The sequence below is a fragment of the Capillimicrobium parvum genome (assembly GCF_021172045.1).
Taxonomy (GTDB): Bacteria; Actinomycetota; Thermoleophilia; order Solirubrobacterales; family Solirubrobacteraceae; genus Capillimicrobium; species Capillimicrobium parvum.
Genome location: NZ_CP087164.1, coordinates 4,985,162 through 5,008,318, shown reverse-complemented (window position 1 = coordinate 5,008,318; position 23,157 = coordinate 4,985,162). Strand labels below are relative to the sequence as shown.

Sequence of the window (23,157 nt, the reverse complement as noted above, 5' to 3'; positions counted from 1 at the left end):
GTCGGGGATGCGCGACGGCCGCGGCCACTACAAGGTGTTCCTCGGCATGGCGGCCGGCGTGGGCAAGACGGTGCGCATGCTGCAGGAGGGCCGGGCCGAGCTCGAGGCCGGCCGCGACGTGGTCGTGGGACTGCTCGAGACCCACGGCCGGGCCGCCACGCTGGCGGCGGCCGACGGCCTCGAGATCCTGCCCCGCCGGCGCGTCGACTACAGGGCGACGGAGCTCGAGGAGATGGACCTGCCCGCCATCCTGCGACGGGCGCCGGAGCTGTGCCTGATCGACGAGCTCGCCCACACGAACGCGCCGGGCCTCGAGCATCGCAAGCGCTACGAGGACATCGAGGACGCCCTGAACGCCGGTGTCGACGTCCTGTCGACCGTCAACGTCCAGCACCTCGAGTCGCTCAACGACATGGTCGCGGAGCTCAGCGGCATCACGGTGCGCGAGACGGTGCCGGACTCGGTGCTCAAGCGCGCGGACGAGATCGTCATCGCCGACCTCACGCCCGAGGAGCTGCTCGAGCGCCTGCGGGCGGGCAAGGTGTACCCGGCCGAGCGCATCGAGGCCGCGCTGAACGGCTTCTTCCGGATCGAGAACCTGCGGGCGCTGCGCGAGACCGCGCTGCGCCAGGTCGCCGAGGAGGTCGGCGCCCAGCGCATCGAGGTGGACCCGGTGCTCGGCACCCGCGACGATCGGGTGCTCGACGAGGCGCGCGTCGCCGTCGGCGAGCGTCTGCTCGCCCTCGTGCGTCCCGTTCCGAGCGCCCAGCGCCTCGTCCGCCGGGCGTGGCGGTCGGCCCAGCGCCTCGGCGCGGACCTCGACGTCCTGTGGGTCAAGGCGCCGGGCCGGGCGGCCACCGAGGACGAGGAGCGCGGGCTGGGGGCGCTGCGCCAGCTGTGCTCCGTGCTCGGGTGCCGGATGCTGGTCGAGGACGGAGACGACGTGGTGGAGGTCGCGGCGCGCGTCGCCCGCGAGCGCAGCGCGACATACCTGCTCGTCGGCGAGTCGATGCGCTCGGGCGGCCTGGCGCGCTGGCGGACGCCGCTGCCGCAGCGGCTGATGCGCGCCGCGCCCGGCGTCGACGTGCGCATCGTCGCCGACCGCTCCCGCCGCATGGAGGAGACGCGATGACGGCCTGGCACCTGCTCGCGCTCGTCATCGGCCTGGTGACCGGCGCCGCCGGCGCCGTGGAGATCGGCCGGCGCCGCCGGACCCGCCGCGCCCGGGGCGCCGGGGAGGTCCGCCGCATCCTGCTCCCGTTCGCGGGGACTGCCATCTCGCGGCGCGCGCTCGACGCGGCGCTGCGTCTCGCCCGGGCCGAGGAGGCCACGCTCATGCCCGCATTCCTGGCGACCGTGCCGCGCACGCTCGCGCTCGACGCGCCGCTGCCGCGCCAGTGCGCGAATGGCATGCCGGTCCTCGAGGCGATCGAGCAGCTCGCGGCGCGCCAGGACGTCGCGGTCGACGCGCGGGTGAGCCGGGGTCGCACACCGCGCCACGCCCTCGAGCAGCTGCTGGCCGGCGAGCAGGTCGACCGCGTCGTCGTCCCGGCGACCAATGACGCGCACGCCGGTCTGTCGGGCGACGACTTGGTGTGGCTGCTGGAGAAGGCACCCGCCGAGGTCGTCATCCTGCGGCCGGACCCGGCCGACCACCTCAGCGTGTCGGGCGCCGGCGTGCGCGGTCACTTCTGACCCAGCTCGTGCGAATGCGCGCAAGTTCGCCTCGACCCTGCCGTTTCCGGCTGCATGCGATGAAGGTCGAGCACTTCCGCACGACGCGCGAGGTGTCCGAGGGCCACACCGAGGCCTACACGCTCACGTGCGAGAGCGCGACCGGCCGCGTCCGGGAGCGGCGCAGCCTGGTCATCGGGCGCGGGCAGACGCTGAACCTCGCGCTCACCTGCGGCCAGTAGGGCGTACGGCGGGGCGCCTGAAAGACGGCGCCCCGCCCGCTCTGGCGCCGAGCGTCGAGTTTCTGCGCCTACGGCTGAGGAAGTCGACGCTCGGTGGGCGCAGGGGCGCGGGGCACAAATAAGAAGTAGACTCAGTCTCATGTTGGAGCCGTTCGCGCTTCCCTTCGTCCAGCGCGGGCTCGTGGAGATCCTGCTGCTCGCGCTCGCCAGCGGCCTGCTCGGGACGTGGATCGTGCTCCGTGGGCTCGCCTTCCACGCGCACGCGGTGGGCACGGCGACGTTCCCCGGCCTGGTCGTCGCGGACGGCCTCGGCTTCGCGGCGACGCTCGGCGCACTCGGGGCCGCGGCGCTGTTCACCGCGGGCGTCGCGGTGGTCGTTCGCCGGGGGCGCGACGAGCACGGCCCGCCGACCGCGCTCGTCCTCGTCGCCTGCCTCGCCGGCGGCGTCGTGCTCGCTTCGGACGTGTTCCACTCGGCCGCCAACGTCGACACGCTGCTGTTCGGCTCGCTGCTGCTCATCAGCTGGAGCGACGTGGCGATCGCCGCCGCCGCCGCCGCCCTGGTCCTCGCCGCGACGCTCCTGCTCGGCCGGCAGTGGCTCGCCGAGGGCTTCGATCCGAGCTCGGCGCGGGCGCTCGGCCTGCGCTCGCGCCTGCCCGAGACCGTGCTGCTCGCGCTCGTCGCGATCACCGCCGTCGCGGCGCTGTCGGCGGTGGGCGCGCTGCTCGCCACCGCGCTGCTCGTGGTGCCGGCCGTGACGACCCGGATGCTCTGCGACCGCCTGCGCCCCTGGCAGATCGCCACGGTCGCGCTCGCCGCGGTGGAGGGGACCGCCGGGCTGTGGCTGTCCGTCCAGACCGATGCGCCGCCCGGCGCGACGATCGCCGCCATCTCAGGCGCCGTGTTCGCCGCCGCGGCCGTCGTCCGCGTCCTGCGGGTGCGCCGGGCCGCGGCGTTCGCGGCGCTGGCCGCCGTCGCCGCCGCGCTCGTCGCCGGCGGCTGCGGCTCGTCGCCCGACCCCCATCGCCTCCAGGTCGTGGCCACGACGCCGGTCGTCGCCGACCTGGCCCGCCAGGTCGGCGGGGATGCGGTCGAGGTCACCCAGCTCCTGCAGCCGAACTCCGATCCGCACGAGTACGAGCCGCGCCCCTCCGACGTCGTGCGCACCGCCGAGGCGAAGGTCATCCTCGTCAGCGGGTTCGGCCTTGACCACTGGATCGGCGACGTGGTCGACCAGGGCGGCGCCGACGGCGACGTCGCGGACCTCAGCGCGCGGCTGCCGGTCGCGCTCGGGGGGGACGACGCGCACGATCACGGCGACGAGGACCACGACCCGCACTGGTGGCACGACCCGCGCAACGCGATCGCGGCGACGCGCGAGATCCAGGCCGCGCTGACCCGGGCCGACCCGGCGCATCGCGCGGCGTTCGCGCGCCGCGCCGACGCCTACGTCACGCGCCTGCGCGCCCTCGATGCCGAGACCCGCCGGTGCCTGGACCGCGTCCCGGACGGGCAGCGCAAGCTCGTCACCGACCACGACGCGCTCGGCTACTTCGCCCACCGCTACGGCCTCGACGTGGTCGGCGCGGTCATCCCGTCGCAGACGACGCGGGCGCAGGCATCGGCGGGCGAGGTGGCCGCCCTGGTCCGCACGATCCGCGACGAGGGCGTGCGCGCGGTCTTCCCGGAGAGCTCGGTCAACCGCAAGCTGGCGAGCGCGATCGCCGAGCAGACCCGGGCCGCCGTGGGCGGCACCCTGTACGGCGACACGCTCGGGCCGGAGGGCTCCAGCGGCGCCACGTACCTGCAGGCCGAGCGTCACAACGCAGACGCGATCGCGCGCGGGATGAGCGGCGGCACGGTGCGCTGCGGCGGGGGTGCGGCGTGACCGTCCTCGTCCGCGCCCGCGATCTCAGCGGCGGCTACGGCGGCGCGCCCGCCATCGACGGGCTCGACTTCACGCTGCGGGCGGGCGAGCGCGTCGGGCTGCTCGGCCCCAACGGCGGCGGCAAGACCACGCTGTTTCGCGCGGTGCTCGGCGAGCTGCCCGTCGTCCGGGGCGGCTTGGCGGTCGCGACCCGCTGCGCCGTCGTGCCGCAGACCGAGCGCTCGCGGCTGGACTTCCCGGTCAGCGCGCTCGACGTCGCGCTCATGGGCACGCTCGCGCGGCTGCCGTGGTGGCGGCGCCCCGGCCGCGCCGATCGCCGCGCGGCGTGCGAGGCCCTCGAGCGGGTCGGCCTCGGCGCCGAGGCGCGGCGGACCTTCGGCGAGCTGTCCGGCGGCCAGCGCCAGCGGGTGCTGATCGCCCGGGCGCTCGTGCAGGACGCCGGCCTGCTGCTGCTCGACGAGCCGTTCACCGGCCTGGACGAGCCGAGCTCGCGGCGCCTCGAAGGCCTGCTCGCCGAACTCGCCGCCGACGGGCGCGGCCTCCTGATCTCGACCCACGAGGTGGACCAGGCGCGCGCGTGGGACCTCGTCCTCTGCCTGAACCGCGCGCAGATCGCGTTCGGCGCGCCCGACGAGGTGCTCACGCGGCCCGTGCTCGAGCGCACGTACGGCGCGCAGGTCGTCGAGCTGCCGGGCGGGGGGCGCGGCGTGATGCCCGCGCACCACCACGATCACGACCACGAGCCCGATCGCGCATGATCGACTGGCTCGCCGACCCGTTCTCGGACCCGATCGTCCAGCGCGCCGCGCTGGAGGTCGTCCTGCTCGGCATCGCCGGCGGCCTGCTCGGCTGCTGGATCGTGTTCTACGAGCTCGCGTACGGCACCGAGTCGCTGGCCCACGCGCTCTTCCCCGGCCTGGTGGCGGCCGCGCTCGTCGGCATCCCGATCCTGATCGGTGGGGCGGCCGGCCTGGTCGTCGCCGCGCTGGCGGTCGCGCTCGCCGGGCGGGTTCCGGGCATCGGCCGCGACAACGCGGTCGCGGTGGTCGTGACGGCGCTGCTCGGGGCCGGCGTGCTGCTCGCGCTGTCGCGCGCCACGCCGCCCGGGCTCGGGGAGCTGCTGTTCGGCGACGTGCTCGGCGTCAGCGACGGCGACCTGCGGCTCGCCGCGGCGCTGGCGATCGCCGTGGTCGTCGCGCTGCGCCTGCTGCACGGCCGGCTGCTGGCCGTCGGCTTCGACCGCTCGACCGCGGGCTCGCTCGGCGCATCCCCGGCCGTCGTCGACGCCGCGCTGCTCGTCCTCGTCGCCGCCGCGATCCTCGTCGCGGTGCAGGGCCTCGGCAACCTGCTCGTCGTCGCCGTCCTCGTGGGCCCGGGAGCGACGGCCCGGCTCGTGGCCCATCGGATGCCGGCGATGATGGCCGTGGCGGTCGGCGTCGCGGTCGCCGGCGGGCTCGGCGGGCTGCTGCTCAGCTACCACGCGGGGACCGCGGCGGGCGCCTCCATCGCGCTCGTGACGGTCGCGCTCTGGGCCACCGCGCTCGTCGCGCGGGCGGCTCGGGGCGCGCTGGTGGGGCCACTACCCTCGGGGGCGTCGTGAGCGCTGAGTGGATCGAGCACGCAGAGGCGCGGCTGACCGACGCGGGGTACCGGCGGGGCGCCTCGCGCAGGGCCGTGATCGAGCTTCTCGCCAAGGGCCACTGCGCCATGACCGCGGCCGAGATCGAGGACCGCCTGCGCGCCGACGGCCGCGCCGTGGGCCGCGCGTCGGTGTACCGGACGCTCGAGCAGCTCGACGAGCTGCATCTCGTCAGCCGGCTCGACGTCGGGCAGGGCACCGCGCGCTACGAGGCCGCGCTGCCCGGCGGCGACCACCACCATCACATGGTCTGCGACACCTGCGGCACCGTCCAGCCGTTCGAGGATCCCGAGCTCGAGCGCACCATCGCGCGGCTGGCCGACCGCGTGCCGGCGTTCACCGTCGGCGAGCACGACGTCGTCCTCCACGGCGAGTGCGCCCGCTGCGCTTCATAAGCCGATGTGACGTGGCCGACCAGCGGAGCGGTCACCTTCCGCATTCTGGGAGCGAAGCTGGGAGGCCGGGAGCGAAGCGGTCACCGACGTGGCCGACCAGCGGAGCGGTCACCTTCCGCATTCTGGGAGCGAAGCTGGGAGGCCTGGAGCGAAGCGGTCACCGCGCCACCGCGCCGATGACCTCCTGCCACCAGCCGCGCTCCGCTTCGCTGCGCGCCTTCTCCAGGCGCCGGCGGGCGTAGCGCTGCAGGTCGGACGCCGAGCCCACCGCGAGCGACGGGCCGGTGACCGCGTAGCGGCCGTCGTCGAGGGCGACGAGCGCGCCGCGCGTGTCGCGCCGCGTGCGCATGCGCTCGATGACCGGCACGCCGGCGACCGCGGCGGGCCGCGCCGGATCGCCGAGATCGTCGTCCCACGGGCGCGTGGAGAAGATGACCTGGCGGCCGTAGATGGCGGGACGCCGGCGCGGGATCTCGTCGAACGGCCCGTGGCGCCAGCGCTCGAGCAGGGCCTGGAACTCGTTCGCGACGTCCTTGACGACCAGCACGTGGAGGCGGTCGCCGGCCTCGATGCGCGACGACCCGCGCGGCGGCAGCGCCTGCCCGTCGCGGACGATGACGTTCAGCAGCGAGTCGCGCGGCAGCCCGAGCTCGCGTACGCGTCGGCCGACGATCGCGTCGCCCTCGGCGACCGGGTACTCGACGACCTCGGCGCCGAGCGCGCGCACCGTGCCGGTCTCCATGAGGGGCTTGGGCAGCGCCGGCTCGTCGGTCGTCACGCCCAGCTTCGTCGCGAGCGGGACGAAGCTGACGCCCTGGAGGATGGTCGAGATGACGACGGCGAAGAAGACGATGTTGAACAGCTCGTCGTCGTGCGGCACGTTGGCGATGACCGGGAAGATCGCCAGGACGACGGGCACCGCCCCGCGAAGGCCGGCCCAGCCGAGCAGCGTCTGCTCCCGCACCGAGAAGCCCTGGAAGGCGGTCGAGGTGAACGTCGCGACCGGGCGCGCGACGAAGCAGATGATCAGCGCGAGCAGCGTGCCCTGCCACCAGTAGTCCAGCAGCGTCGACGGGAAGACGAGGATGCCGAGCGTGAGGAACATCGTGATCTGCGCGACCCATGCGAGCCCCTCGTGGAACGCCGAGATCGTGGCGCGCGCCGGGATCTGGCCGGTGCCGAGCACGAGGCCGGCGAGGTAGACGGCCAGGAAGCCCGAGCCGTGCAGGACGCTCGCCGCGCCGTACGAGAGCGCCGCGGCGGCGACCGAGGCGACGGGGTACAGGCCGGCGGTCTCGAGCCGGGCGCGGCGGAACACGGCGACCGCGCCCACGCCCACCGCGAGCCCGACCACCCCCCCGATCGTCATCTCCTGGACGAACTTCCAGAGGAGGTCGAGCACGCCGTAGTCCGGGTTCTCGAGCCACTCGATGAAGCCCAGGACGAGGAGGACCGCGACGGGGTCGTTGAAGCCGGCCTCGCCCTCGAGCGTCCGCGCCAGGCGGCGGCGCAGCGTCGATCCGCGCAGCAGGGCGAAGACCGCCGCGCCGTCCGTCGAGGACAGGACGGCGCCGATCAACAGGCCCTCGAGGAGCGGCAGGTCGAAGATCTCGGATGCGGCGTAGCCCGTGATCAGGGCCGTGATCAGCGTGCCGACGGTGGCCAGGGACAGCGCGGGCCTGAGGACGGGCCGGATCTCGCCGAACCCCGCGCTCAGCCCGCCCTCGTAGAGGATGAGCGCGAGGGCGATGATGCCGATCGTCTGGGCGAGCTCGTAGTCGTTGAAGTTGATCCAGCCGAGCCCGTCCGAACCGACGAGCATGCCGAGCCCGAGGAACAGCACGAGGCCCGGCAGCCGGACCCTCCGGGCGAGCAACGACGCGGCGACCCCGCCGGCCAGCAGGGCACCGGCCACGAGAATGAGTTCGCCGCTGTGCAAGGTGGGAATGGTAATCCCTACCGGCTCTGAAGGATTTCCAGTCCCGGTCTGTTAGGGTGCCCTGAGGACGGGCGGCCGTTCGCGCCGGCGGGCGGGCTGAGCCGGCCCCCACGCAGGCCGAGCTGATGGCAGCCGCGGCCGGCGCGGATAGGGTGTCGGCCGTGACCAGCCGGGACCGCCGCCTGCTGCTCGGCCTCGCTGTCGCCTCGATGGCGTGGGTGCTCGTCGGCGCGTTCGCCGGCATCGGCGACGGCCTCGCTATGGTCGCGCCGGCCCTGCTGCTGCTCCTGCCGCTGCTCGCCGGCCGGTACGTCGGCGAGGAGGCGCTCGGGCGGGTGCGGCACGCCCGCGGCGCGCCTCCCCTGCGCCGCCGGGGCGCCCGTCCTGCGGCTCCGTCCCATCCCGCCGTCGCGCTCGTCCCGCGCGGCGGCCTGCTGCTCGCGTCGTCGCTGGCGACGTGGCCGCCGCCCGCTCTCGGCTGACCCCGTTCAGAGACCGAGAACGAGAGGAGGGCGCGCCATGCGCCGTCTGCTCGTCGTCGCGGCCGCGTGTGCGGGTGCCGCTGCGTGCGCATCCACGTTGCCGGCCGCGACGGCGCTCGCCCACCAGGGCAATCCGAACTTCCGCTCCGACGTGCACGGGCTGGAGCCGGCCACCCGCGGTGTCACCGTCGAGGTGCTCAACCGCGACGACCGCCTGCTGCTGACCAACCGCTCGGGGCGCACCATCGTCATCCAGGGCTACAGCGGCGATCCGTACGCGCGGCTGCGCCCGGACGGCACCGTCGAGGTCAACCACAACTCGGCGGCCTACTACCTCAACCAGGAGCGCGACGGCGAGGTGCCCGTGCCCGCCGCGGTGCAGCGCGGCCTGCCGCCGGACTAGCGTACGGAGTCCGGCACCGGCCGGTTCGAGTGGCACGACCACCGGATGCACTGGATGGGCCGGGGGACGCCGCCGGCGGTCACTCACGAGTCCAAGCAGACGAAGGTCGACGACTGGACGGTCCCGATCGCCGTCGACGGTCGCCCGGCCCAGCTCACGGGGACGCTGTGGTGGACGCCGCAGCCCGGGGGCGGCCCGCCCGCCGGCGCGATCGCCGGCCTCGCCGCGCTCGTCCTGGCGGGCGCGGGGGTGGTCGTCGTGGTGCGGCGGCGCCGCCGCGGTGGCGGCGGCGCGCCGTCCGCGGACGGCCCGGCACGGGAGGCGTGGTGACGGTGGCACGGCGCCTCGCGGCCGTCTGCGCGGTCCTCGCGGCGACGCCGCTGGCGCTGCCCGCGGCCGCGCCCGCCCATGCCCAGCTCGAGGGCGTGACCCCGCAGCGCGGTGCCGTGGCGCAGGCCGCTCCCGGCGCCGTCGCGTTCCGGTTCGACGAGGCGGTCGAGGGCAACTTCGGCGCGGTCCGGGTCTTCGACGCGCGCGGCGAGCGCGTCGACGCCGGCGATGCCTACCACCCCGGCGGCCACGGCGAGCAGATCGCGGTCCACCTGAAGCCGTCGCTGGGCGACGGGACGTACACCGCGACCTACCGGGTCGTCTCGGCCGACGGCCACGTCGTCAGCGGCGGCAGCACCTTCTCCGTCGGGCGGCCGGGGGCGCGGGCGCGACGGTCGCCGACCTGCTCGCGGGCTCGGACGCCGGGCCCGTGACGGCGACCGCGCTGGACGTCGGCAAGGGGATGGCGTTCGCGGCGATCGCGATCGTCGTGGGCGGCCTGGCGTTCCTCCTGTGGAGCTGGCCCGCCGCCGCCGCCGCCGCGGCGGCGGGCGGCGGCGGGGCATCCATTCGCCCGCGGCCCTGGCCCGCCGACACGCTCGACTCGCCCGCCGGCGGAGCATCCATCCGCCTGCCGCCGTGGCCCGCCGACACGCTGGACTCGCCCGCCGGCGAGGCGTTCGGGCGGCGTCTGTTGAGCGTGCTCGTCGCCGCCGCGCTGACGGGCGCGCTCGGTCTCGCCGCCGGGGCCGCCGCACTCGTCCTGGCGCGCCGCGCACGCTCCGCCACCCACGTGTGATCACCGAAAGGACCTCATGACCAAGCGAACCATCCCGGCCATCGCGGCCACCGCTCTCCTGCTCCCGGCGGCCGCCGCCCAGGCCCACGCCACCCTGCAGCCGAAGGCCCAGACCGCCGGCGCGTTCACCGTCGTCAACGTCCGCGTCCCCAACGAGCGCGACGACGCCTCGACGACGAAGGTCCGCGTCGAGTTGCCCGACGGCATCTACTCCGTGTCCTACGCGGCGCAGGCGCGCTGGCGGGTGACGGTCAGGAAGAGCAGGCTGGCCAACCCTGTGCAGACCGCCGACGGGCCGATCACCGAACGGGTCAGCTCGGTGACCTTCACCGGCACGGGCCGCGGGCTGGGCCGCATCGCCCCCGGGCAGTTCAAGGAGTTCCCGCTCTCGCTGAAGTTGCCCGACCGGCTGGGCTCCACGCTGGCGTTCCCGGCCTACCAGACGTACTCGGACGGCGAGGTCGTCAAGTGGACCGGCGCGCCGGGCAGCGACCGGCCCGCGCCGACGCTCTCGCTCGCCGCACCGCCGACCGCGACGACGGCGCACTCGCCCGTCCGCAGCCGCACGCCGCGCCCCGGCTCGACCGCAGGCCGCGTGCGCACCGTCAAGGTGCGCTTCGGCGAGGCCGTCGTGGCCGGGCTCATCACGGTGAGCCGCGGCCCGACCGCCCTGAAGCCCGCCCGCTCGGGCCTGCAGCCGTCCGACCACGCCGTGCTGCGCGCGCGATTCGCCCGGCCGCTGGCCCCCGGGCGGTACACGGTGAGCTGGCGGGCGCGCGCCGACGACGGCCACAGCGAGACCGGGAGCTGGAGCTTCACGGTGCGCTGAGCAGGCGTTCTAGCCTGCGTCGCGAAGGGATTCGATCGGCGCGCACCGCTCTGCAAGGGGTCGTGCCGTGTTCGCAGCCAACGATGGCCACCATGAGTCAGGCATGACCTCAGCCCCCCACGACCTCTCCCGCCGCCGCCTGCTCGGCCTCGGCCTGATGACCGCCGGGGCCGTGTGGCTCGAGACGGTGCCCGGCGCCTCGGAGGCGCTGGCCCGCGCACGCCGCGGCCCCACGGCCACGTCCGCCGCGATCGGCTTGCCCCGCGCGCGGCGCATCGGGCCCGTCGACGTGCCCGGCGGCCTCGACCTCGCCGGCCTGCGCTGGAGCGGCCGCGCGCACCCCCGCATCGAGCTGCGCGCGCGGCGGCCCGGCGGCCGCTTCACCGAGTGGCTGCCCGTCGCTCACGCGCACGACCACGGCCCCGACGGCAGCGGCCCGGCCTCGGCGACCGACCCGGTCTGGACGGGCCGCTCGGACGCCGTCGAGCTGCGCCTCGACCATCCCGTCGACGGGCTCACGCTGCACACCGTCCGCACCGACCGCCCGCGCGGCGTCTTCGCCCACGCCGCCCAGGCCGCGCCGGTCACCGACGGCGGCCCGGCGGTCATCACGCGCGCGCAGTGGGGCGCCGACTCCCTGCGCCTGCGCGGCCGGCCGGAGTACGGCTCGGTGCAGCTCGCGTTCGTGCACCACACGGTCAACGCGAACGACTACCTGCCGGAGGACGCCGCCGGCATCGTCCTCGCCATCGCGAAGTACCACATCAGCGGCAACGGCTGGAACGACATCGGCTACAACTTCCTCGTCGACAAGTACGGCCAGATCTTCGAGGGCCGGGCGGGCGGCATGACCGAGGCGGTCATCGGCGCGCAGGCCCAGGGCTACAACTCCGTGTCGACCGGCATCTCGAACATCGGCACGTTCGAGACCGTCGCCCAGACCGACCCGGCGCTGAACGCCATGGCGCAGCTCATCGGCTGGAAGCTGGCGCTCCACGGCGCGCCCGTGGAGGGCGAGATCGCGGTCGTGTCCGCCGGCGGCGCTTCCAACCGCTACCCCTCCGGGCGCACGGTGACGCTGCAGCGGATCTCCGGCCATCGCGACGGCGACAAGACGAGCTGCCCCGGCAGCGCCCTGTACGCGCAGCTGCCGGAGATCCGCCGGCGCGCCGCCGCCAGGGACTACCCGGTGGCGGTGACGCCGGAGACGACGTCGCAGATCACGATCAACGCCGCCTCCACGCAGGTCGCGGCGAACTCGAGCGTGCTCGTCTCCGGGTCGCTCGTCGACGTCGACGGCGGCCCCATGGCCAACGCCGAGGTGCGCGTCCAGAAGCTGGGGGCGACGCGCTGGTCGACCGCGGCGCACGCGGTCACCGACAAGGACGGCCTGTTTCACACCAACGTGCTCGTGCGCCAGAACTCCCGCCTGCGGGCGTACTGGAACGGCGACGCCGACCTCGGCGGCGAGCCCCTCACCTCGCCGACCGTCAACGTCAGCGCCGTGCCCTCGATGACCGCGCGCCTGTCGGCCAAGCGCGTCGGCGTGGGCGGGACCGTGACGGTCAGCGCCGCGCTGAGGCCCACGCGCAAGAAGGTGCAGCTCACGATCTCCAAGAAGGGCCGCGACGGCCGGTACTCGACGGTGCGGCGCGTCACGATGACGGTCAGCGGATCGACGGCGCGTGCCACCGTGCGCCTGACGCAGCCGGGCCTCTACGGCTTCTCGGTCGCCGCCCTCGCGGACTCGCGCGCTATGGCGGTGACGACGCCGCTCATCCACGTGCGCTGCGCGCGCGGGGCGACCGCCGGCCAGCCGGTCGAGATCGACGCGGGGGGCACCGCGCAGACCGAGCAGAACGGCAGCGGCGGCGTCGCCGCGAGCGCCCGGTAGCCCGGCCGTCAGGCGATGACGCGGCGCAGCAGCGCGACGAGCTCGTCGCGGTCTGGATCGGTGCCTGTGGCGAGCGCGTGCATGAGCGCGCCGTCGGCGAGCATCGTGAGCGCGCGGGCGGTGGGTGGATCGGTGCGCCGCTCCAGGACGCGGGTGAACTGCGCCGCCCAGCTCGCGCTGGCCGGGGCGAGCTGCGGGCGGCGGATCGAGGCCAGGTAGAGCTCGTACTCGGCCACAACGCGCGCGCGGTCGTGGTCGAGCGCGCCGGCGATGTGGTCGGCGATCGCCTCGGCCAGGTCGGCGCCGGGGCCGAGCTTGGCCTCCCAGATCTCGAGCTCGGCGCGATAAGACTGCCCCGCCTGGCCCATCGCCACGGACAGGAGGTCGTCGAGCGTGCGGAAGTGGTAGGTCGTCGAGCCGAGCGGCACCCCGGCCGCGGCGGCGACGGTTCGATGCGAGACCGCGTGCACCCCCTGACCGAGCGCGATCTCCAGGGCCGCGGCGGCGATGCGGTCGCGCCGGCCGGGATCCGTCGGGCCGCGGGCCACCGTCAGTGCGCCCCGCCGAGGTTGAGCGCCACCACGCCGAGGACGACCAGCGCGACGCCCGCGAGCTTCAGCGCGGTCACCGGCTCGCCGAGCCACACGACCCCGACGAGGGCGATCAGGGCGGTGCCCGCACCCGCCCAGATGGCGTACGCGATGCTGACGTCGATCGACCTCAGGACCCTGGCGAGCAGGACGAACGAGATGAGGTAGCCCGCGACCGTCCCGACGCTCGGCCACAGCTTCGTGAAGCCGTCCGAGTACTTCAGGCACGTCGTTGCGGCGATCTCGATCAGGATGGCGCAGGCGAGCAGGAGCGCAGGCACGTGTACGACCGTACACAGACTGGGCGCTGCTAGCGCACGAAGTTCGCGACCCGGTCCGGCCGGTCGCCGGCGCCATCGCCGCCGGCCGTGCACACGCGGTCGCGTCCGGCGTCCTTCGCGGCGTAGAGCGCGCGGTCGGCGGCGTCGAAGAGAGACTCGAACGCGAGGTCGTCGCCGCGCCCCGCGCTCACGCCCAGCGAAGCGGTGATCGGCACGCCGTCGGGGTACAGCGCGGCGAGGCACCGGCGCAGGCGCTCGGCGACGCCGGTGCCGTGCTCGACGTCGATCGCCGGCAGCACGATCAGGAACTCCTCGCCGCCCAGTCGGTAGGCGAGCTCGAACGAGCGCAGCTCGCCGCGCAGCGCCGTGGCGATCTCGCGCAGCACCGTGTCGCCGCGCGAGTGGCCGTACTCGTCGTTGATGCGCTTGAAGTGGTCGATGTCGAGGACGATGAGCGCGATCGGCTCGCCGCTCAGGCGCGCCTGCTCGGCGAGCTCGCCGAAGCGGTCGGGCAGGGAGCGCCGGTTCAGCAGCCCGGTGAGCGGGTCGAGGGCCGACGCACGGCGCTGGCGCAGCTCGGCGAAGTTCAGCGCGGAGCCGAAGCTCGCGAGCGCGATCGTCAACGGCATGATGACCAAGGCCGGCGCCGGATCGTGCCGGAACGCGGGGACGTCGGTCGCGATCACGGCGAGGATGGCCAGCGCGACCATGCCGGTGCCCCACCACACCCCGCGGCTGCCGAAGCGGCCCGCCAGCGCGATGATCGGGATGACGAGCCACGGCAGCAGCGGGCTCTGCGGCCCGCCGCTCAGCGCGGCGGCGATCGCCGTCACGGCGAGGTTCATCGTGAACCCGCAGACGATGAGCATCGCGGGGTGCGTCGTGGCCTGGATGCCGCGCCGGATGATCAGCTCGTAGAGCGCGGACAGGCCGCCGAGGAGGAGCGGCAGCCACCAGCCGACGAACGGCCCCAGGGCGACGAGCGTCGCCGCCACCGCGACGTACGTCAGCAGCCGCGGCGTGCGCAGGGTCTCCTCGAGCTCGAGGAGTCGCTCGCGGTCGCCGTCGGTCGGGCACAGGAAGGCTGCGAGGCGCTTCACCCACGTATCTTCGGCGCCCACCCGCCGGGGGTTGAGCGCCTCGAAGAAAGTCTGAGCAGGGGTCGTCGAACCGAGGCGGCCACTACCTTGACGCCCATTCGGATCTGACCCGACAGCACCGCTCCCACCGCCCGCACCGCCCGCACCGCCCGCACCGCCCGCGCGCGCGCCGCTTCACCCGCACGCGGTACGTGCTCGGCGTGGTCCTCGCCGGCCTCCTGCTGGCCGCGGTCCTCGCTGCCGTCGTCGTCGCCGTTCGTCTCACCCACCGCGACGAGGTGCTGCCGGGCACGCGGATGGCGGGCATCTCGCTCGGCGGCGCGACCGAGACCGAGGCACGCCGGCGCCTGGCCGCGCTGGAGGCCGAGGACGCCCCGCTCGTACTGACGACGGGCCGCCGCGTCGTCCGCCTGCGACCGAGCGCGGCCGGTCATGACCTCGACGAACGTGCGAGCGCGCGCCGGGCGATGCGCTCGGGCCGGGAGGGACGACTGGGCGGCGCCTGGACGACGCTGAAGGGACTGTTCACGGCCCGCGACGTCCCCGTGGTCGCCCGGATCGACCGCGCGCGGCTGCGCGACGCCGTCGCCGGAGTCGCAGGGCGCCTGGACCGCCCGGCGTCGGTCGGCGCGCTGCACGTCGACGACGCGACGCTCGCGGTCGGCGTGCGGTCCGCGCCGCGGCAGGGGCGGGAGGTCGACCGCCGCCGGCTCGCGAAGCTCGTCCGGGCCGCGCTGCGCTCCGACCGGCAGCGCGTCGTGATCCACGTCCCGATCGAACGCACCCCCGCGGTCAGCCGGGCGCGCGTGCGCGAGCTGGCCGCCGCGGCCGAGGCGTACCTGCAGCGGCCGCTGCGCCTCGCCGGCGCCGGGGCCGTCGTGGAGCTCTCGCCCCGGCGGCTGGCGCGGCTCGTCGAGCTGCAGCCCGTCGACGGCGGCGCGGACGCCCGGCTCGGCGCCCGGGCCGGCCGCACCCGCGCGCTCGCCGCTCGGCTGGCGGAGCAGGTCGAGCGCTCACCGCGCTCGGCGCGGCTGTCGGCGCCCGTGCGGCCGGTCGTCTTCGACCCCAAGGGCGACGCGTCCTGGCGGCCGCGCCCCGCGCGGGTGCGGGTGCGCGCCGGCCGGGCCGGCCGCAAGCTCGATCAGGCGGCGCTCGCGCGGTCGATCGACGAGGCGATCCGCGCCGGGCGCCACACGGCATCGCTCGGCGCCGAGCCGGTCAGGGCGCGCGTGACGACGGCCGCGGCCCGCAGGGCGGACCGGCTCATCGGGACGTTCACGACCCACTACGAGCCCGGCCAGCCGCGCGTGCGCAACATCCGCCGCATCGCCCGCGCCATCGACGGCACGGTGATCGCCCCGGGCGAGCAGTTCTCGCTCAACGGCATCTCGGGCCCGCGCACGCGGGAGAAGGGCTACGTCCCGGCGCCGTTCATCACCGACGGCAACCGGATCGTCGAGTCGGTCGGCGGCGGCGTCTCGCAGTTCTCGACGACGATGTACAACGCGGCGTACTTCGCCGGTCTGCGGATCGACACGCACCAACCCCACAGCCTGTTCATCGACCGCTATCCCGCGGGCCGGGAGTCGACGCTGAACTACCCGGACATCGACCTGAAGTGGACGAACGACACCGGGGTGCCGGTGCTCGTACGCGCCAGCGGCGACCCGGCGTCGGTGACCGTCAGCCTGTACGGCGACAACGGCGGCCGGCGGGTGCGCGCCGAGTCAGCACCACGTGAGCCGGTGCCGGGCGGCGACTTCTCGGTCGTCGTGACCCGCGTCATGCGCTACCCGGACGGGCGCGTCGCGCGCCAGCCGTTCACGACCCGGTACGAGGCTGAGGACGCCTAGTGCCCTGACGCATCAAGGCCGTCCGCGTGTGGCAGGCCGCAACTCGGTCGGCCTGACCCGGCCGGCCGTGCTGGGCAACTGGCGGGCGTTCTGGTCGTGAGGCCCGTGATGCCCGCGATGCAGGCACTCGGTACCCTTCAGGCGCTTAGCGATCGTTCAGTCAACCACTGCTGGGGTAACAGATGAACACGCCAATGCGCGTCCTGTTCTGCTTCGGAGTCCTTCCGGCCTTCTTCGAGATCGACGACGAACTGCGTCAGCGGGTCGCACGGGCCATCAAGGATGCCTACAGCGATCTGGACCATCGGTTCGGCGTTCGCGTGATCGGGACGATGGACGATGATCGCGGGATGGTTGGCCCGACACTGGGCTATCCGTGGACGGCATACATCCTCGCCGATGCACCTGACTACGACGCCGTCGTCCGTTGTTGCGACGTCCTGCGTGAGATCCAGGTCGGTGACGACCGGCTATGGCGGTTCATGAAGGTGGAGGCGCGCGTCGGGCGCGAGCTGTTCTTCGGATCCTGACCGTCCGTTCGGGGCGGCCTGGCGCCTCCACGAGAACCCGCCTTGCATTCGCCTTGAATTAACGATAAGTTGGGTGCCTTGGGGCCTGGTGGCTTCGAGGCAGCGCTCGATTCAAAGGAGAGGCAGGATGCGGATCAATCCACCGGTTGCCGCCGTGTGCGGCCTGCTCGGCGTCGTCGGCCTGGTCTCGGCGGGGTGCGGAACCTCAGCCTCTGAGGGCGGCGGCAGCAGCAGCACGGGCACGGCCGGCGGCCTCGAGCGGTCGATCACGACGGCGCACCCCACCGACGGCACGCTCCCGTCGGTGGTCTGGAACAACAATCGCGGCGAGCCGTCGACGCTCGACTGGATCAGCGCGCAGCCGATCGAGGCCGAGCTGCCGGTTGTCTGCGAGTCACTGCGCAGCATCGCCCCGGACGGATCGATCGGCCCCGGTCTGGCCGAGTCGATCGACCATCCCGATCCGGTCACGTGGGTCTACAAGCTCCGCAGCGGGGTCAAGTTCCACGACGGCACGCAGATGACCGCCGACGACGCCGTCTTCAGCTTGCGCCGCGCCGCGTTCTCGGACACGTCGACGGTCAACGAGCTCGCCGGCACCGTCAAGCAGATTTCCAAGACCGGACCGTTCGAGGTCACGGTGAAGCTCAAGAAGCCGGACGCGCTGTTCAACGACGCGACGGCCACCAGGCTCGGCATCGTCGAGAGCGCCGCGTATGTCGAGCGTATGGGCAAGCGCTATGGGACTGCGCAGGGGCCGCCCCTGTGCACGGGTCCCTACGAGCTCACGGACTGGAAGACCGGCCGGGGCATCACGCTCGACGCGGCGAAGGACTACTGGAACCCGGACGTCAAGCGCCGCATCCAGCGAATCGACGTCCGGTTCATCACCGACACGCCGCTGCTCACGAGCGCGCTGGTCAGCGGTGAGGTCGACGGAGCGTTCACGCTCTCGCCGGCGAGCTTCCCGCAGCTGAGGAACACGTCCGGTGGGACCCTGACTGTCGGCCCGAGCCCGGAGGTCATGTCCATCGCGCCGGTGGGCGACGACGGGCCGCTCGGGGATCGCCGGATTCGTGAGGCCTTGGCGTACGCGATCGACCGCGCCGCGGTCGCCAAGACCGTCTACCAGGGCGCCGCGGAGCCGGTGCGGTCGATCTTCTCGCCGGCGATGTGGGGCTATGCCCGCGACACGTTCCAGCAGGCCTACGACCAGCTGCCCGAGCTGAGCGTCGATCTCGACAAGGCGAAGCAGCTCGTCGAGAGCGCCGGCTCGCCGGGTGAGCAGATCGTCATCACCGTCCCCGCAGGACTGCAGGAGTTCGTCCAGACGGGCACGGCGATCCAGAGCGCGGCGAAGCAGATCGGCCTCAACGTGAAGATCAATGCGGTCCCCAACACCGTTTTCGGGGCCATGTTCGGGGACCCGAGCCTGCGCAAGAGCACCGACGCGATTCTCACGACCTCGGCGCCGCCACTCAGCGACCCGCTCGTCCAGGCATATCGGGTGCTCGTCCCGGGGGGTCCGCGCAACTACGGGCCGTACGACAACCCGGGCGTCACGCGGCAGTTCGCCGAGGCGCGGGCGACGGATGACCACGAGCAGCGCGCGAAGCTGCTGATCGACGCGCAGGCGAAGTTCATGCCGGACTTCCCTTGGATCCCGATCGTGGCGATCAGCGGGTCGGTCTACCAGGGCCCGAAGGTCACGGGCGCGCCGGCGAGCCAGCTCGGCCAGTTCGGCGGCCCCTGGGCGGCGACGGCCGGACCGCGAGGCGAGTAGGCGGCACGCGGTGGCGGGCGAGCTGGCAGCGAGCGTCGAAGACGGCGCCCGGAGCCCTGAAACGGGCTCCGGGGCGCCGGGCGACGCCGTGAGGCGAGTCGCCGGGCAGACCGCCTGGCGGCTCGTCGGGATGCTGGTCACGATGCTGGTGGTCAGCTTCGTGGTCTTCGCGATGCTCTACATCGCGCCCGGCGATCCCGTCGCGTTCGTACTGGGCGACCAGCCGACCGACCCGGCGACGATCGCGTCGATCCGGGCCGAGTACCACCTGGACGACCCCTTCCTGCTGCGCTACTGGGTCTGGCTGAGTGGCATCCTCCAGGGTGACTTCGGTACCTCGATCCTGTTCCGCGTGCCGGTGTCCGGGCTGCTCGGCGAGCGGGCGGTGAACTCGCTGTTCCTGGCGACCTACGCGTCGCTGCTGATCCTGATCCCAGGGATCCTGCTGGGCATCGTGTCGGGCCTGCGCGGCGGTTGGCGCGACCGGATGATCATGGTGGTCACCGCCGCGGGCCAGGCGATCCCCGCCTACGTGGCCGCGATCTTCCTGATCGCGACCTTCGCCGTCGGCCTCGGCTGGTTCCCCGTGTCCGGCGCCGGCTCCGGGTTCGTCGACCGGCTGTGGCACATGACGCTGCCCGCATTCGCGATGGCCCTCGTGTCGCTGTCCGTGGTGACGCGCGTGACCCGCACCTCGATCCGCGAGGAGTCGCGCAGCGAGCACGTGGAGACGGCGCGCAGCCGCGGCATCCCCGAGTCGCTCGTGCGCCGGCGCCACATCGTCCGCAACGGCCTGATTCCGATCGTGACGGTGAGCGGACTCGTCGTCGCGACGCAGATCTCGGGCGCCGTGGTCGTGGAGACCGCGTTCGGCATCGAAGGCCTCGGCTCGTACCTCGTCAAGAGCGTGCAGCAGCGCGACTTCGCCGTCGTACAGGCCATCACGCTCATCCTCGTCGCGGTGTTCGTGGTGGCCAACACGGTCGTCGACGTCCTGTACGGGGTGCTCGATCCGCGGGTTCGGGCACGGAGCGCTCGCTCGTGAGCGTCATCGAGTCCGAGGCGCGGCCCCCAGTCGCCGCCGGCCGCCGCCGTTGGCGGGGCGTGGCCGGCCTGGGCTGGCCGAGCACCGTCTGCATCTGGTTCCTCGCCGCGGTGGTGCTGGTCGCGCTCCTCGCGCCCCTGATCGCCCCCCAGGACCCGAACGTCGCCGATCTCTCGGCCGCGCGGCTGAGCCCGTCGGCGGCCCACCTTCTCGGCACTGACAGCACGGGTAGAGATATTCTGTCGCGCATCATCTACGGCGCCAGGCTGAGCCTGCTCGGGCCGCTGATCGTGGTCGTCGCGTCGGTGACCTTGGGCACGGCGATCGCGTTGACGTCGGTCTGGGTCGGCGGCCGCGTGGACGCCTTCATCGCACGAGCGCTCGACGTCGTTTTCGCGTTCCCGTCCCTGCTGCTGGCGATCATGTCGGCCGCGCTGTTCGGCGCGGGCCTCGTGGCGCCGATCATCGCCCTGGCCATCGGGTTCACGCCGTATGTCGTGCGCCTCACCCGGGCTCCGGCGCTGCGGCTTCGCAACGCGCCCTTCATCGCCGCGTGCGAGGTGCAGGGGCTTCCGGTGCGGACGATCTGGCTGCGGCATCTGCTGCGCAACCTGGCGCCGATGACGGCGAGCATCGCGACGATCCTGTTCGGCCAGGCGATGATCGACCTGTCGGCGCTCTCGTACCTAGGGCTCGGGGTGCAGCCGCCGACGGCGGACTGGGGCGCGATGGTGGCCAGCGGGCAGCAGGACATCCTCTCCGGCTACCCGCAGGAGTCGCTGAGCGCCGGCCTGATGATCGTGCTGGTGATCGTCGCCGTGAACGTGCTGGGCCAGCGGCTCGGGGACATCGGCGAGGAGGAGCTGCGATGACGCCGGCGCCACTGCTGCTGGAGGTGCGCGACTTCCGCCTGTCGCTGCCGATCGACGGGCAGCAGCGTCCGATCCTGCGTGGCGTGGACCTCGTGGTCGACCGCCGCGAGGCCGTGGCGCTGGTCGGCGAGTCGGGGGGCGGCAAGTCGATGCTGGCGCGTGCGATGCTCGGCCTCGTGCCGCCGCGCGCGCAGGTCGCCGGCGACATCCGCGCGGACGGCGCGTCGGTCTACGCGATGAGCCGCGAGGACCTGCGGCGCTACCGGGCGACACGCGTGGCGATGATCTTCCAGGACCCGACGGCCCACGTGAACCCCGTCCGCCAGATCGGCGACTTCCTGACGGAGGCGCTGCGGACCAACCAGCACGTACGCGGCGGCGAGGCCCGGCGCCGCGTGACGGTGTTGTTGGAGGAGGTAGGAGTCCCGCACGCGGCGCGGCGGCTGCGTCAGTACCCGCACGAGCTGTCGGGCGGCCTCCTGCAGCGGGTGATGATCGCCGGTGCGCTCGCCGCCGAGCCGGAGCTGCTGATCGCCGACGAGCCGACGACCGCGCTCGACGTGACCACCCAGGCCGAGGTCATGGCGATCCTCCAGGACCTCCGCGCCGAGCGGGGGCTCGCGCTGCTGTTCGTCACCCACGACCTCGAGCTGGCCGCGGCCGTCTGCGACCGCACCGCGGTCATGTACGCCGGCGAGATCGTCGAGGAGCAGTCGTCGGAGGCGCTGCACACCGCCCCGCGCCACCCGTACACCGCCGCGCTGCTCGACGCCCGGCCCAGCGTGGAGCGTTCGTCGCACCGGCTGCGAACGGTGGCCGGCCGGCCGGTCGCCGCCTACGAGGCAGATGCCGGGTGCGGGTTCGCTCCGCGATGCGGCCACGCGCAGGCGGTCTGCGCCGCGCATCCGCCGGTGACGCACATCGGCTCGGCGCGCGTGCGGTGCGTGCGGGCCGAGGAGCTGGAAGGGAGGGTGGCCGGTGACCGCTCCCACTGAGCACAGCGGCGACGTCCTCGCGGTCGAGGGGCTGCGCAAGGTGTACCGGGTGAGCGAGCCGGGGCAGCGAGGCCACTCGGATCTCGTCGCGGTCGACGACGTCTCCTTCCGCGTGCCCGCCGCTGGGTCCGTGGGCATCGTCGGCGAGTCGGGTTCCGGCAAGACCACCGTCGCGCGGCTCGTCCTCGGCCTCCAGCAGGCGACCGCGGGACGGATCGTCGTCGCGGGGCGCGAGCGGCACGGCGGTCGATGGTTCTCTGGCCGCGAGCGCCGGCGCCGCGGCCGCGAGGTGTCGATCGTCTTCCAGGACCCGTACTCGTCGCTCGACCCGCGCCAGCGCGTCGGGGCGGCCATCGAGGAGGTGCTGCGCCTGCACTTCGACCTCAGCCGGGACGAGCGCGCGCGCCGCGTCGCCGAGCTGCTGGACGCGGTGCACCTCGACCAGCGCCACGCCGGGTCGCTGCCGCGCCATCTGTCCGGGGGGCAGCGCCAGCGCGTCGCGATCGCGAAGGCGCTGGCGGCGGAGCCCCTGCTGCTCGTCCTTGACGAGGCGGTGGCGGCGCTCGACGTCTCGATCCAGGCGCAGGTGCTCAACCTCCTCGCCGAGATCCGCGAGCGCTCGCAGGTCGCGTACCTGTTCATCACCCACAACTTCGCTGCGGTCCGGCAGGTGACCGACGACGTGATCGTCATGCGGCACGGCGCGATCGTCGAGCGCGGGCCGACGGGTCAGATACTCGACGAGCCGAGCCATCCCTACACGCAGTTGCTGCGTGCGTCCGTGCCGGGCCCCGGGTGGGCGCCGCGCCGGGCGCTGGGTCGGGTGGCCGAGGTCAACGCGCCATGAGGATGACCGGCGGCAGGAAGGCCGGCGTGCACGCGGCCGGCGGGACGGGTCACCCGTAGTGGCCCGTGCCGCACGCGTCACCGTCCCCGAGGACGGCGCCGAGGAGACCCGCGACCGCATCCTGCGCGTCGCGAACGCGCTCTTCTACCAGCACGGCTACAGCGGGACGAGTCTCGCCGCGATCGCCGACGGCGTCGGCATCTCGGCCCCGGCGCTGTACTGGCACTTCTCCTCCAAGGAGGAGATCTGCTTCACGGCGGTGCACGCGGAGCTCAGCCGCTTCGTGGATGCGTTCGGGTCATGTCGCGACGAGAGCGCGCCGCCGGCCGCGCGGTTGAGCATGTTCGTCCGGACGTACGTGCGCCAGAAGCTCGAGCAGAGCGAGTGGCTCGTGACCCCCGGGGCGACCGCCTCCTACGGCCCGCTGCGCGACGCGCTCGGCCCCGAGTACCGCGAGCAGCTCGACCTCCTCCAGCGCGAGGTCCTCGTGCTGCTGCGCTCGATCCTCGCCGCAGGGCACGAGGCCCGGACCTTCCGCTTCGCCCAGACGACCACGACCGCGTTCGCGATCCTGACCATGTGCGAGTACGTCTTCGTCTGGGTACGACGCGACGGCCCCCTCGCGAGCGATCACGTCGCAGATCTCTACCGGGACATGGTCCTCGCGATGGTGGGGTGCGCGCATCCTTGACGACCTCCTGAATGAACGATAAGTTGGGAACTCAACGACCACGAGGATGACGGCAC

26 protein-coding genes are annotated in these 23,157 nt (G+C 73.8%); 22 read left to right on the top strand and 4 right to left on the bottom strand.

Annotated elements, in window-relative coordinates; all coding sequences use genetic code 11:
* The first annotated feature begins 7 nt into the window (after nt 1-7).
* The 7 genes from DSM104329_RS24500 to DSM104329_RS24470 all read left to right on the top strand — a co-directional run bounded on the left by DSM104329_RS24500 (nt 8) and on the right by DSM104329_RS24470 (nt 5,838).
* Complete coding sequence (locus DSM104329_RS24500; RefSeq protein WP_259312480.1) at nt 8-1,132, top strand: histidine kinase; 1,125 nt, start codon at nt 8-10, stop codon at nt 1,130-1,132.
* A complete protein-coding gene (locus tag DSM104329_RS24495) occupies nt 1,129-1,695 on the top strand; it encodes a universal stress protein (RefSeq protein WP_259312479.1) in 567 nt (188 codons plus the stop codon). Before DSM104329_RS24500 ends, DSM104329_RS24495 begins: the two co-directional genes overlap by 4 nt.
* Before the next feature lie 59 nt (nt 1,696-1,754).
* A complete protein-coding gene (locus tag DSM104329_RS24490; protein WP_259312478.1) occupies nt 1,755-1,916 on the top strand; it encodes a hypothetical protein in 162 nt (53 codons plus the stop codon).
* Between the two features lie 139 nt (nt 1,917-2,055).
* On the top strand, nt 2,056-3,804 hold the full coding sequence (locus DSM104329_RS24485; protein WP_259312477.1) for a metal ABC transporter solute-binding protein, Zn/Mn family: 1,749 nt from the start codon (nt 2,056-2,058) through the stop codon (nt 3,802-3,804).
* A complete protein-coding gene (locus tag DSM104329_RS24480) occupies nt 3,801-4,562 on the top strand; it encodes a metal ABC transporter ATP-binding protein (protein ID WP_259312476.1) in 762 nt (253 codons plus the stop codon). The genes DSM104329_RS24485 and DSM104329_RS24480 overlap by 4 nt, the downstream gene beginning before the upstream one ends.
* A complete protein-coding gene (locus DSM104329_RS24475) occupies nt 4,559-5,404 on the top strand; it encodes a metal ABC transporter permease (protein WP_259312475.1) in 846 nt (281 codons plus the stop codon). Before DSM104329_RS24480 ends, DSM104329_RS24475 begins: the two co-directional genes overlap by 4 nt.
* Entirely contained in the window at nt 5,401-5,838 is a 438-nt protein-coding gene (locus DSM104329_RS24470; protein ID WP_259312474.1) for a Fur family transcriptional regulator, read from the top strand. The genes DSM104329_RS24475 and DSM104329_RS24470 overlap by 4 nt, the downstream gene beginning before the upstream one ends.
* Nucleotides 5,839-5,995: 157 nt before the next feature.
* Here DSM104329_RS24470 and DSM104329_RS24465 read toward each other — a convergent pair whose 3' ends face one another.
* The gene (locus DSM104329_RS24465; protein ID WP_259312473.1) at nt 5,996-7,777 is read right to left on the bottom strand and encodes a potassium/proton antiporter; all 1,782 of its coding nucleotides are present in this window, start codon (nt 7,775-7,777) and stop codon (nt 5,996-5,998) included.
* A gap of 161 nt (nt 7,778-7,938) precedes the next feature.
* On the opposite strand from DSM104329_RS24465, the gene DSM104329_RS24460 reads away from it, so the two are divergent.
* The 7 genes from DSM104329_RS24460 to DSM104329_RS24430 all read left to right on the top strand — a co-directional run bounded on the left by DSM104329_RS24460 (nt 7,939) and on the right by DSM104329_RS24430 (nt 12,514).
* Nucleotides 7,939-8,259, top strand: a complete 321-nt coding sequence (locus DSM104329_RS24460; RefSeq protein ID WP_259312472.1) for a hypothetical protein — start codon at nt 7,939-7,941, stop codon at nt 8,257-8,259.
* A gap of 37 nt (nt 8,260-8,296) precedes the next feature.
* A complete protein-coding gene (locus DSM104329_RS24455; RefSeq protein WP_259312471.1) occupies nt 8,297-8,662 on the top strand; it encodes a hypothetical protein in 366 nt (121 codons plus the stop codon).
* Between the two features lie 54 nt (nt 8,663-8,716).
* Nucleotides 8,717-8,992 carry a hypothetical protein gene (locus tag DSM104329_RS24450; RefSeq protein WP_259312470.1) on the top strand — a complete coding sequence of 92 codons (276 nt, stop codon included), beginning with the start codon at nt 8,717-8,719 and terminating at the stop codon, nt 8,990-8,992.
* Between the two features lie 2 nt (nt 8,993-8,994).
* Nucleotides 8,995-9,426, top strand: a complete 432-nt coding sequence (locus tag DSM104329_RS24445; RefSeq protein WP_259312469.1) for a copper resistance CopC family protein — start codon at nt 8,995-8,997, stop codon at nt 9,424-9,426.
* The gene (locus DSM104329_RS24440) at nt 9,423-9,791 is read left to right on the top strand and encodes a hypothetical protein (protein ID WP_259312468.1); all 369 of its coding nucleotides are present in this window, start codon (nt 9,423-9,425) and stop codon (nt 9,789-9,791) included. Before DSM104329_RS24445 ends, DSM104329_RS24440 begins: the two co-directional genes overlap by 4 nt.
* 16 nt (nt 9,792-9,807) lie before the next feature.
* A complete protein-coding gene (locus DSM104329_RS24435; protein WP_259312467.1) occupies nt 9,808-10,620 on the top strand; it encodes a DUF1775 domain-containing protein in 813 nt (270 codons plus the stop codon).
* A 103-nt stretch (nt 10,621-10,723) separates the two neighbouring features.
* Nucleotides 10,724-12,514 (top strand): peptidoglycan recognition protein family protein, encoded by a 1,791-nt coding sequence (locus DSM104329_RS24430; RefSeq protein WP_259312466.1) that lies wholly within the window; start codon nt 10,724-10,726, stop codon nt 12,512-12,514.
* Nucleotides 12,515-12,522: 8 nt separating this feature from the next.
* Here the strand turns inward: DSM104329_RS24430 and DSM104329_RS24425 are convergent, their stop codons facing one another.
* The 3 genes from DSM104329_RS24425 to DSM104329_RS24415 are packed head-to-tail and all read right to left on the bottom strand — an operon-like array spanning nt 12,523 to nt 14,485.
* Complete coding sequence (locus DSM104329_RS24425; RefSeq protein ID WP_259312465.1) at nt 12,523-13,062, bottom strand: TetR/AcrR family transcriptional regulator; 540 nt, start codon at nt 13,060-13,062, stop codon at nt 12,523-12,525.
* A gap of 2 nt (nt 13,063-13,064) precedes the next feature.
* The gene (locus tag DSM104329_RS24420) at nt 13,065-13,385 is read right to left on the bottom strand and encodes a DMT family transporter (RefSeq protein ID WP_259312464.1); all 321 of its coding nucleotides are present in this window, start codon (nt 13,383-13,385) and stop codon (nt 13,065-13,067) included.
* Between the two features lie 29 nt (nt 13,386-13,414).
* Entirely contained in the window at nt 13,415-14,485 is a 1,071-nt protein-coding gene (locus DSM104329_RS24415) for a GGDEF domain-containing protein (protein ID WP_259312463.1), read from the bottom strand.
* A 200-nt stretch (nt 14,486-14,685) separates the two neighbouring features.
* Between DSM104329_RS24415 and DSM104329_RS24410 the strand changes: the two genes are divergently transcribed.
* The 8 genes from DSM104329_RS24410 to DSM104329_RS24375 all read left to right on the top strand — a co-directional run bounded on the left by DSM104329_RS24410 (nt 14,686) and on the right by DSM104329_RS24375 (nt 23,101).
* Nucleotides 14,686-16,338 carry a VanW family protein gene (locus DSM104329_RS24410; RefSeq protein ID WP_259312462.1) on the top strand — a complete coding sequence of 551 codons (1,653 nt, stop codon included), beginning with the start codon at nt 14,686-14,688 and terminating at the stop codon, nt 16,336-16,338.
* Between the two features lie 194 nt (nt 16,339-16,532).
* On the top strand, nt 16,533-16,868 hold the full coding sequence (locus tag DSM104329_RS24405; protein WP_259312461.1) for a hypothetical protein: 336 nt from the start codon (nt 16,533-16,535) through the stop codon (nt 16,866-16,868).
* Between the two features lie 73 nt (nt 16,869-16,941).
* Nucleotides 16,942-18,651: an ABC transporter substrate-binding protein gene (locus DSM104329_RS24400; protein WP_259312460.1), complete on the top strand. Its 1,710-nt coding sequence runs from the start codon at nt 16,942-16,944 to the stop codon at nt 18,649-18,651.
* Nucleotides 18,652-18,739: 88 nt separating this feature from the next.
* Nucleotides 18,740-19,696: an ABC transporter permease gene (locus DSM104329_RS24395; protein ID WP_259312459.1), complete on the top strand. Its 957-nt coding sequence runs from the start codon at nt 18,740-18,742 to the stop codon at nt 19,694-19,696.
* Complete coding sequence (locus tag DSM104329_RS24390) at nt 19,693-20,568, top strand: ABC transporter permease (protein WP_326924462.1); 876 nt, start codon at nt 19,693-19,695, stop codon at nt 20,566-20,568. The genes DSM104329_RS24395 and DSM104329_RS24390 overlap by 4 nt, the downstream gene beginning before the upstream one ends.
* Nucleotides 20,565-21,563: an ABC transporter ATP-binding protein gene (locus DSM104329_RS24385; RefSeq protein WP_259312457.1), complete on the top strand. Its 999-nt coding sequence runs from the start codon at nt 20,565-20,567 to the stop codon at nt 21,561-21,563. The genes DSM104329_RS24390 and DSM104329_RS24385 overlap by 4 nt, the downstream gene beginning before the upstream one ends.
* The gene (locus tag DSM104329_RS24380) at nt 21,547-22,410 is read left to right on the top strand and encodes an ABC transporter ATP-binding protein (protein ID WP_259312456.1); all 864 of its coding nucleotides are present in this window, start codon (nt 21,547-21,549) and stop codon (nt 22,408-22,410) included. Before DSM104329_RS24385 ends, DSM104329_RS24380 begins: the two co-directional genes overlap by 17 nt.
* 58 nt (nt 22,411-22,468) lie before the next feature.
* Nucleotides 22,469-23,101, top strand: a complete 633-nt coding sequence (locus DSM104329_RS24375; protein ID WP_259312455.1) for a TetR/AcrR family transcriptional regulator — start codon at nt 22,469-22,471, stop codon at nt 23,099-23,101.
* Nucleotides 23,102-23,157: the final 56 nt, after the last annotated feature.

Excerpts from the sequence above, each read along its gene's own strand:
- DSM104329_RS24430 (WP_259312466.1), top strand. The coding sequence starts at position 10,724 with ATGACCTCAGCCCCCCACGACCTCTCCCGCCGCCGCCTGCTCGGCCTC.
- DSM104329_RS24495 (WP_259312479.1), top strand. The coding sequence starts at position 1,129 with ATGACGGCCTGGCACCTGCTCGCGCTCGTCATCGGCCTGGTGACCGGC.
- DSM104329_RS24490 (WP_259312478.1), top strand. The coding sequence starts at position 1,755 with ATGAAGGTCGAGCACTTCCGCACGACGCGCGAGGTGTCCGAGGGCCAC.
- DSM104329_RS24405 (WP_259312461.1), top strand. The coding sequence starts at position 16,533 with ATGCGCGTCCTGTTCTGCTTCGGAGTCCTTCCGGCCTTCTTCGAGATC.
- DSM104329_RS24500 (WP_259312480.1), top strand. The coding sequence starts at position 8 with ATGCGCGACGGCCGCGGCCACTACAAGGTGTTCCTCGGCATGGCGGCC.
- DSM104329_RS24485 (WP_259312477.1), top strand. The coding sequence starts at position 2,056 with ATGTTGGAGCCGTTCGCGCTTCCCTTCGTCCAGCGCGGGCTCGTGGAG.
- DSM104329_RS24475 (WP_259312475.1), top strand. The coding sequence starts at position 4,559 with ATGATCGACTGGCTCGCCGACCCGTTCTCGGACCCGATCGTCCAGCGC.
- DSM104329_RS24455 (WP_259312471.1), top strand. The coding sequence starts at position 8,297 with ATGCGCCGTCTGCTCGTCGTCGCGGCCGCGTGTGCGGGTGCCGCTGCG.
- DSM104329_RS24385 (WP_259312457.1), top strand. The coding sequence starts at position 20,565 with ATGACGCCGGCGCCACTGCTGCTGGAGGTGCGCGACTTCCGCCTGTCG.
- DSM104329_RS24435 (WP_259312467.1), top strand. The coding sequence starts at position 9,808 with ATGACCAAGCGAACCATCCCGGCCATCGCGGCCACCGCTCTCCTGCTC.
- DSM104329_RS24450 (WP_259312470.1), top strand. The coding sequence starts at position 8,717 with ATGGGCCGGGGGACGCCGCCGGCGGTCACTCACGAGTCCAAGCAGACG.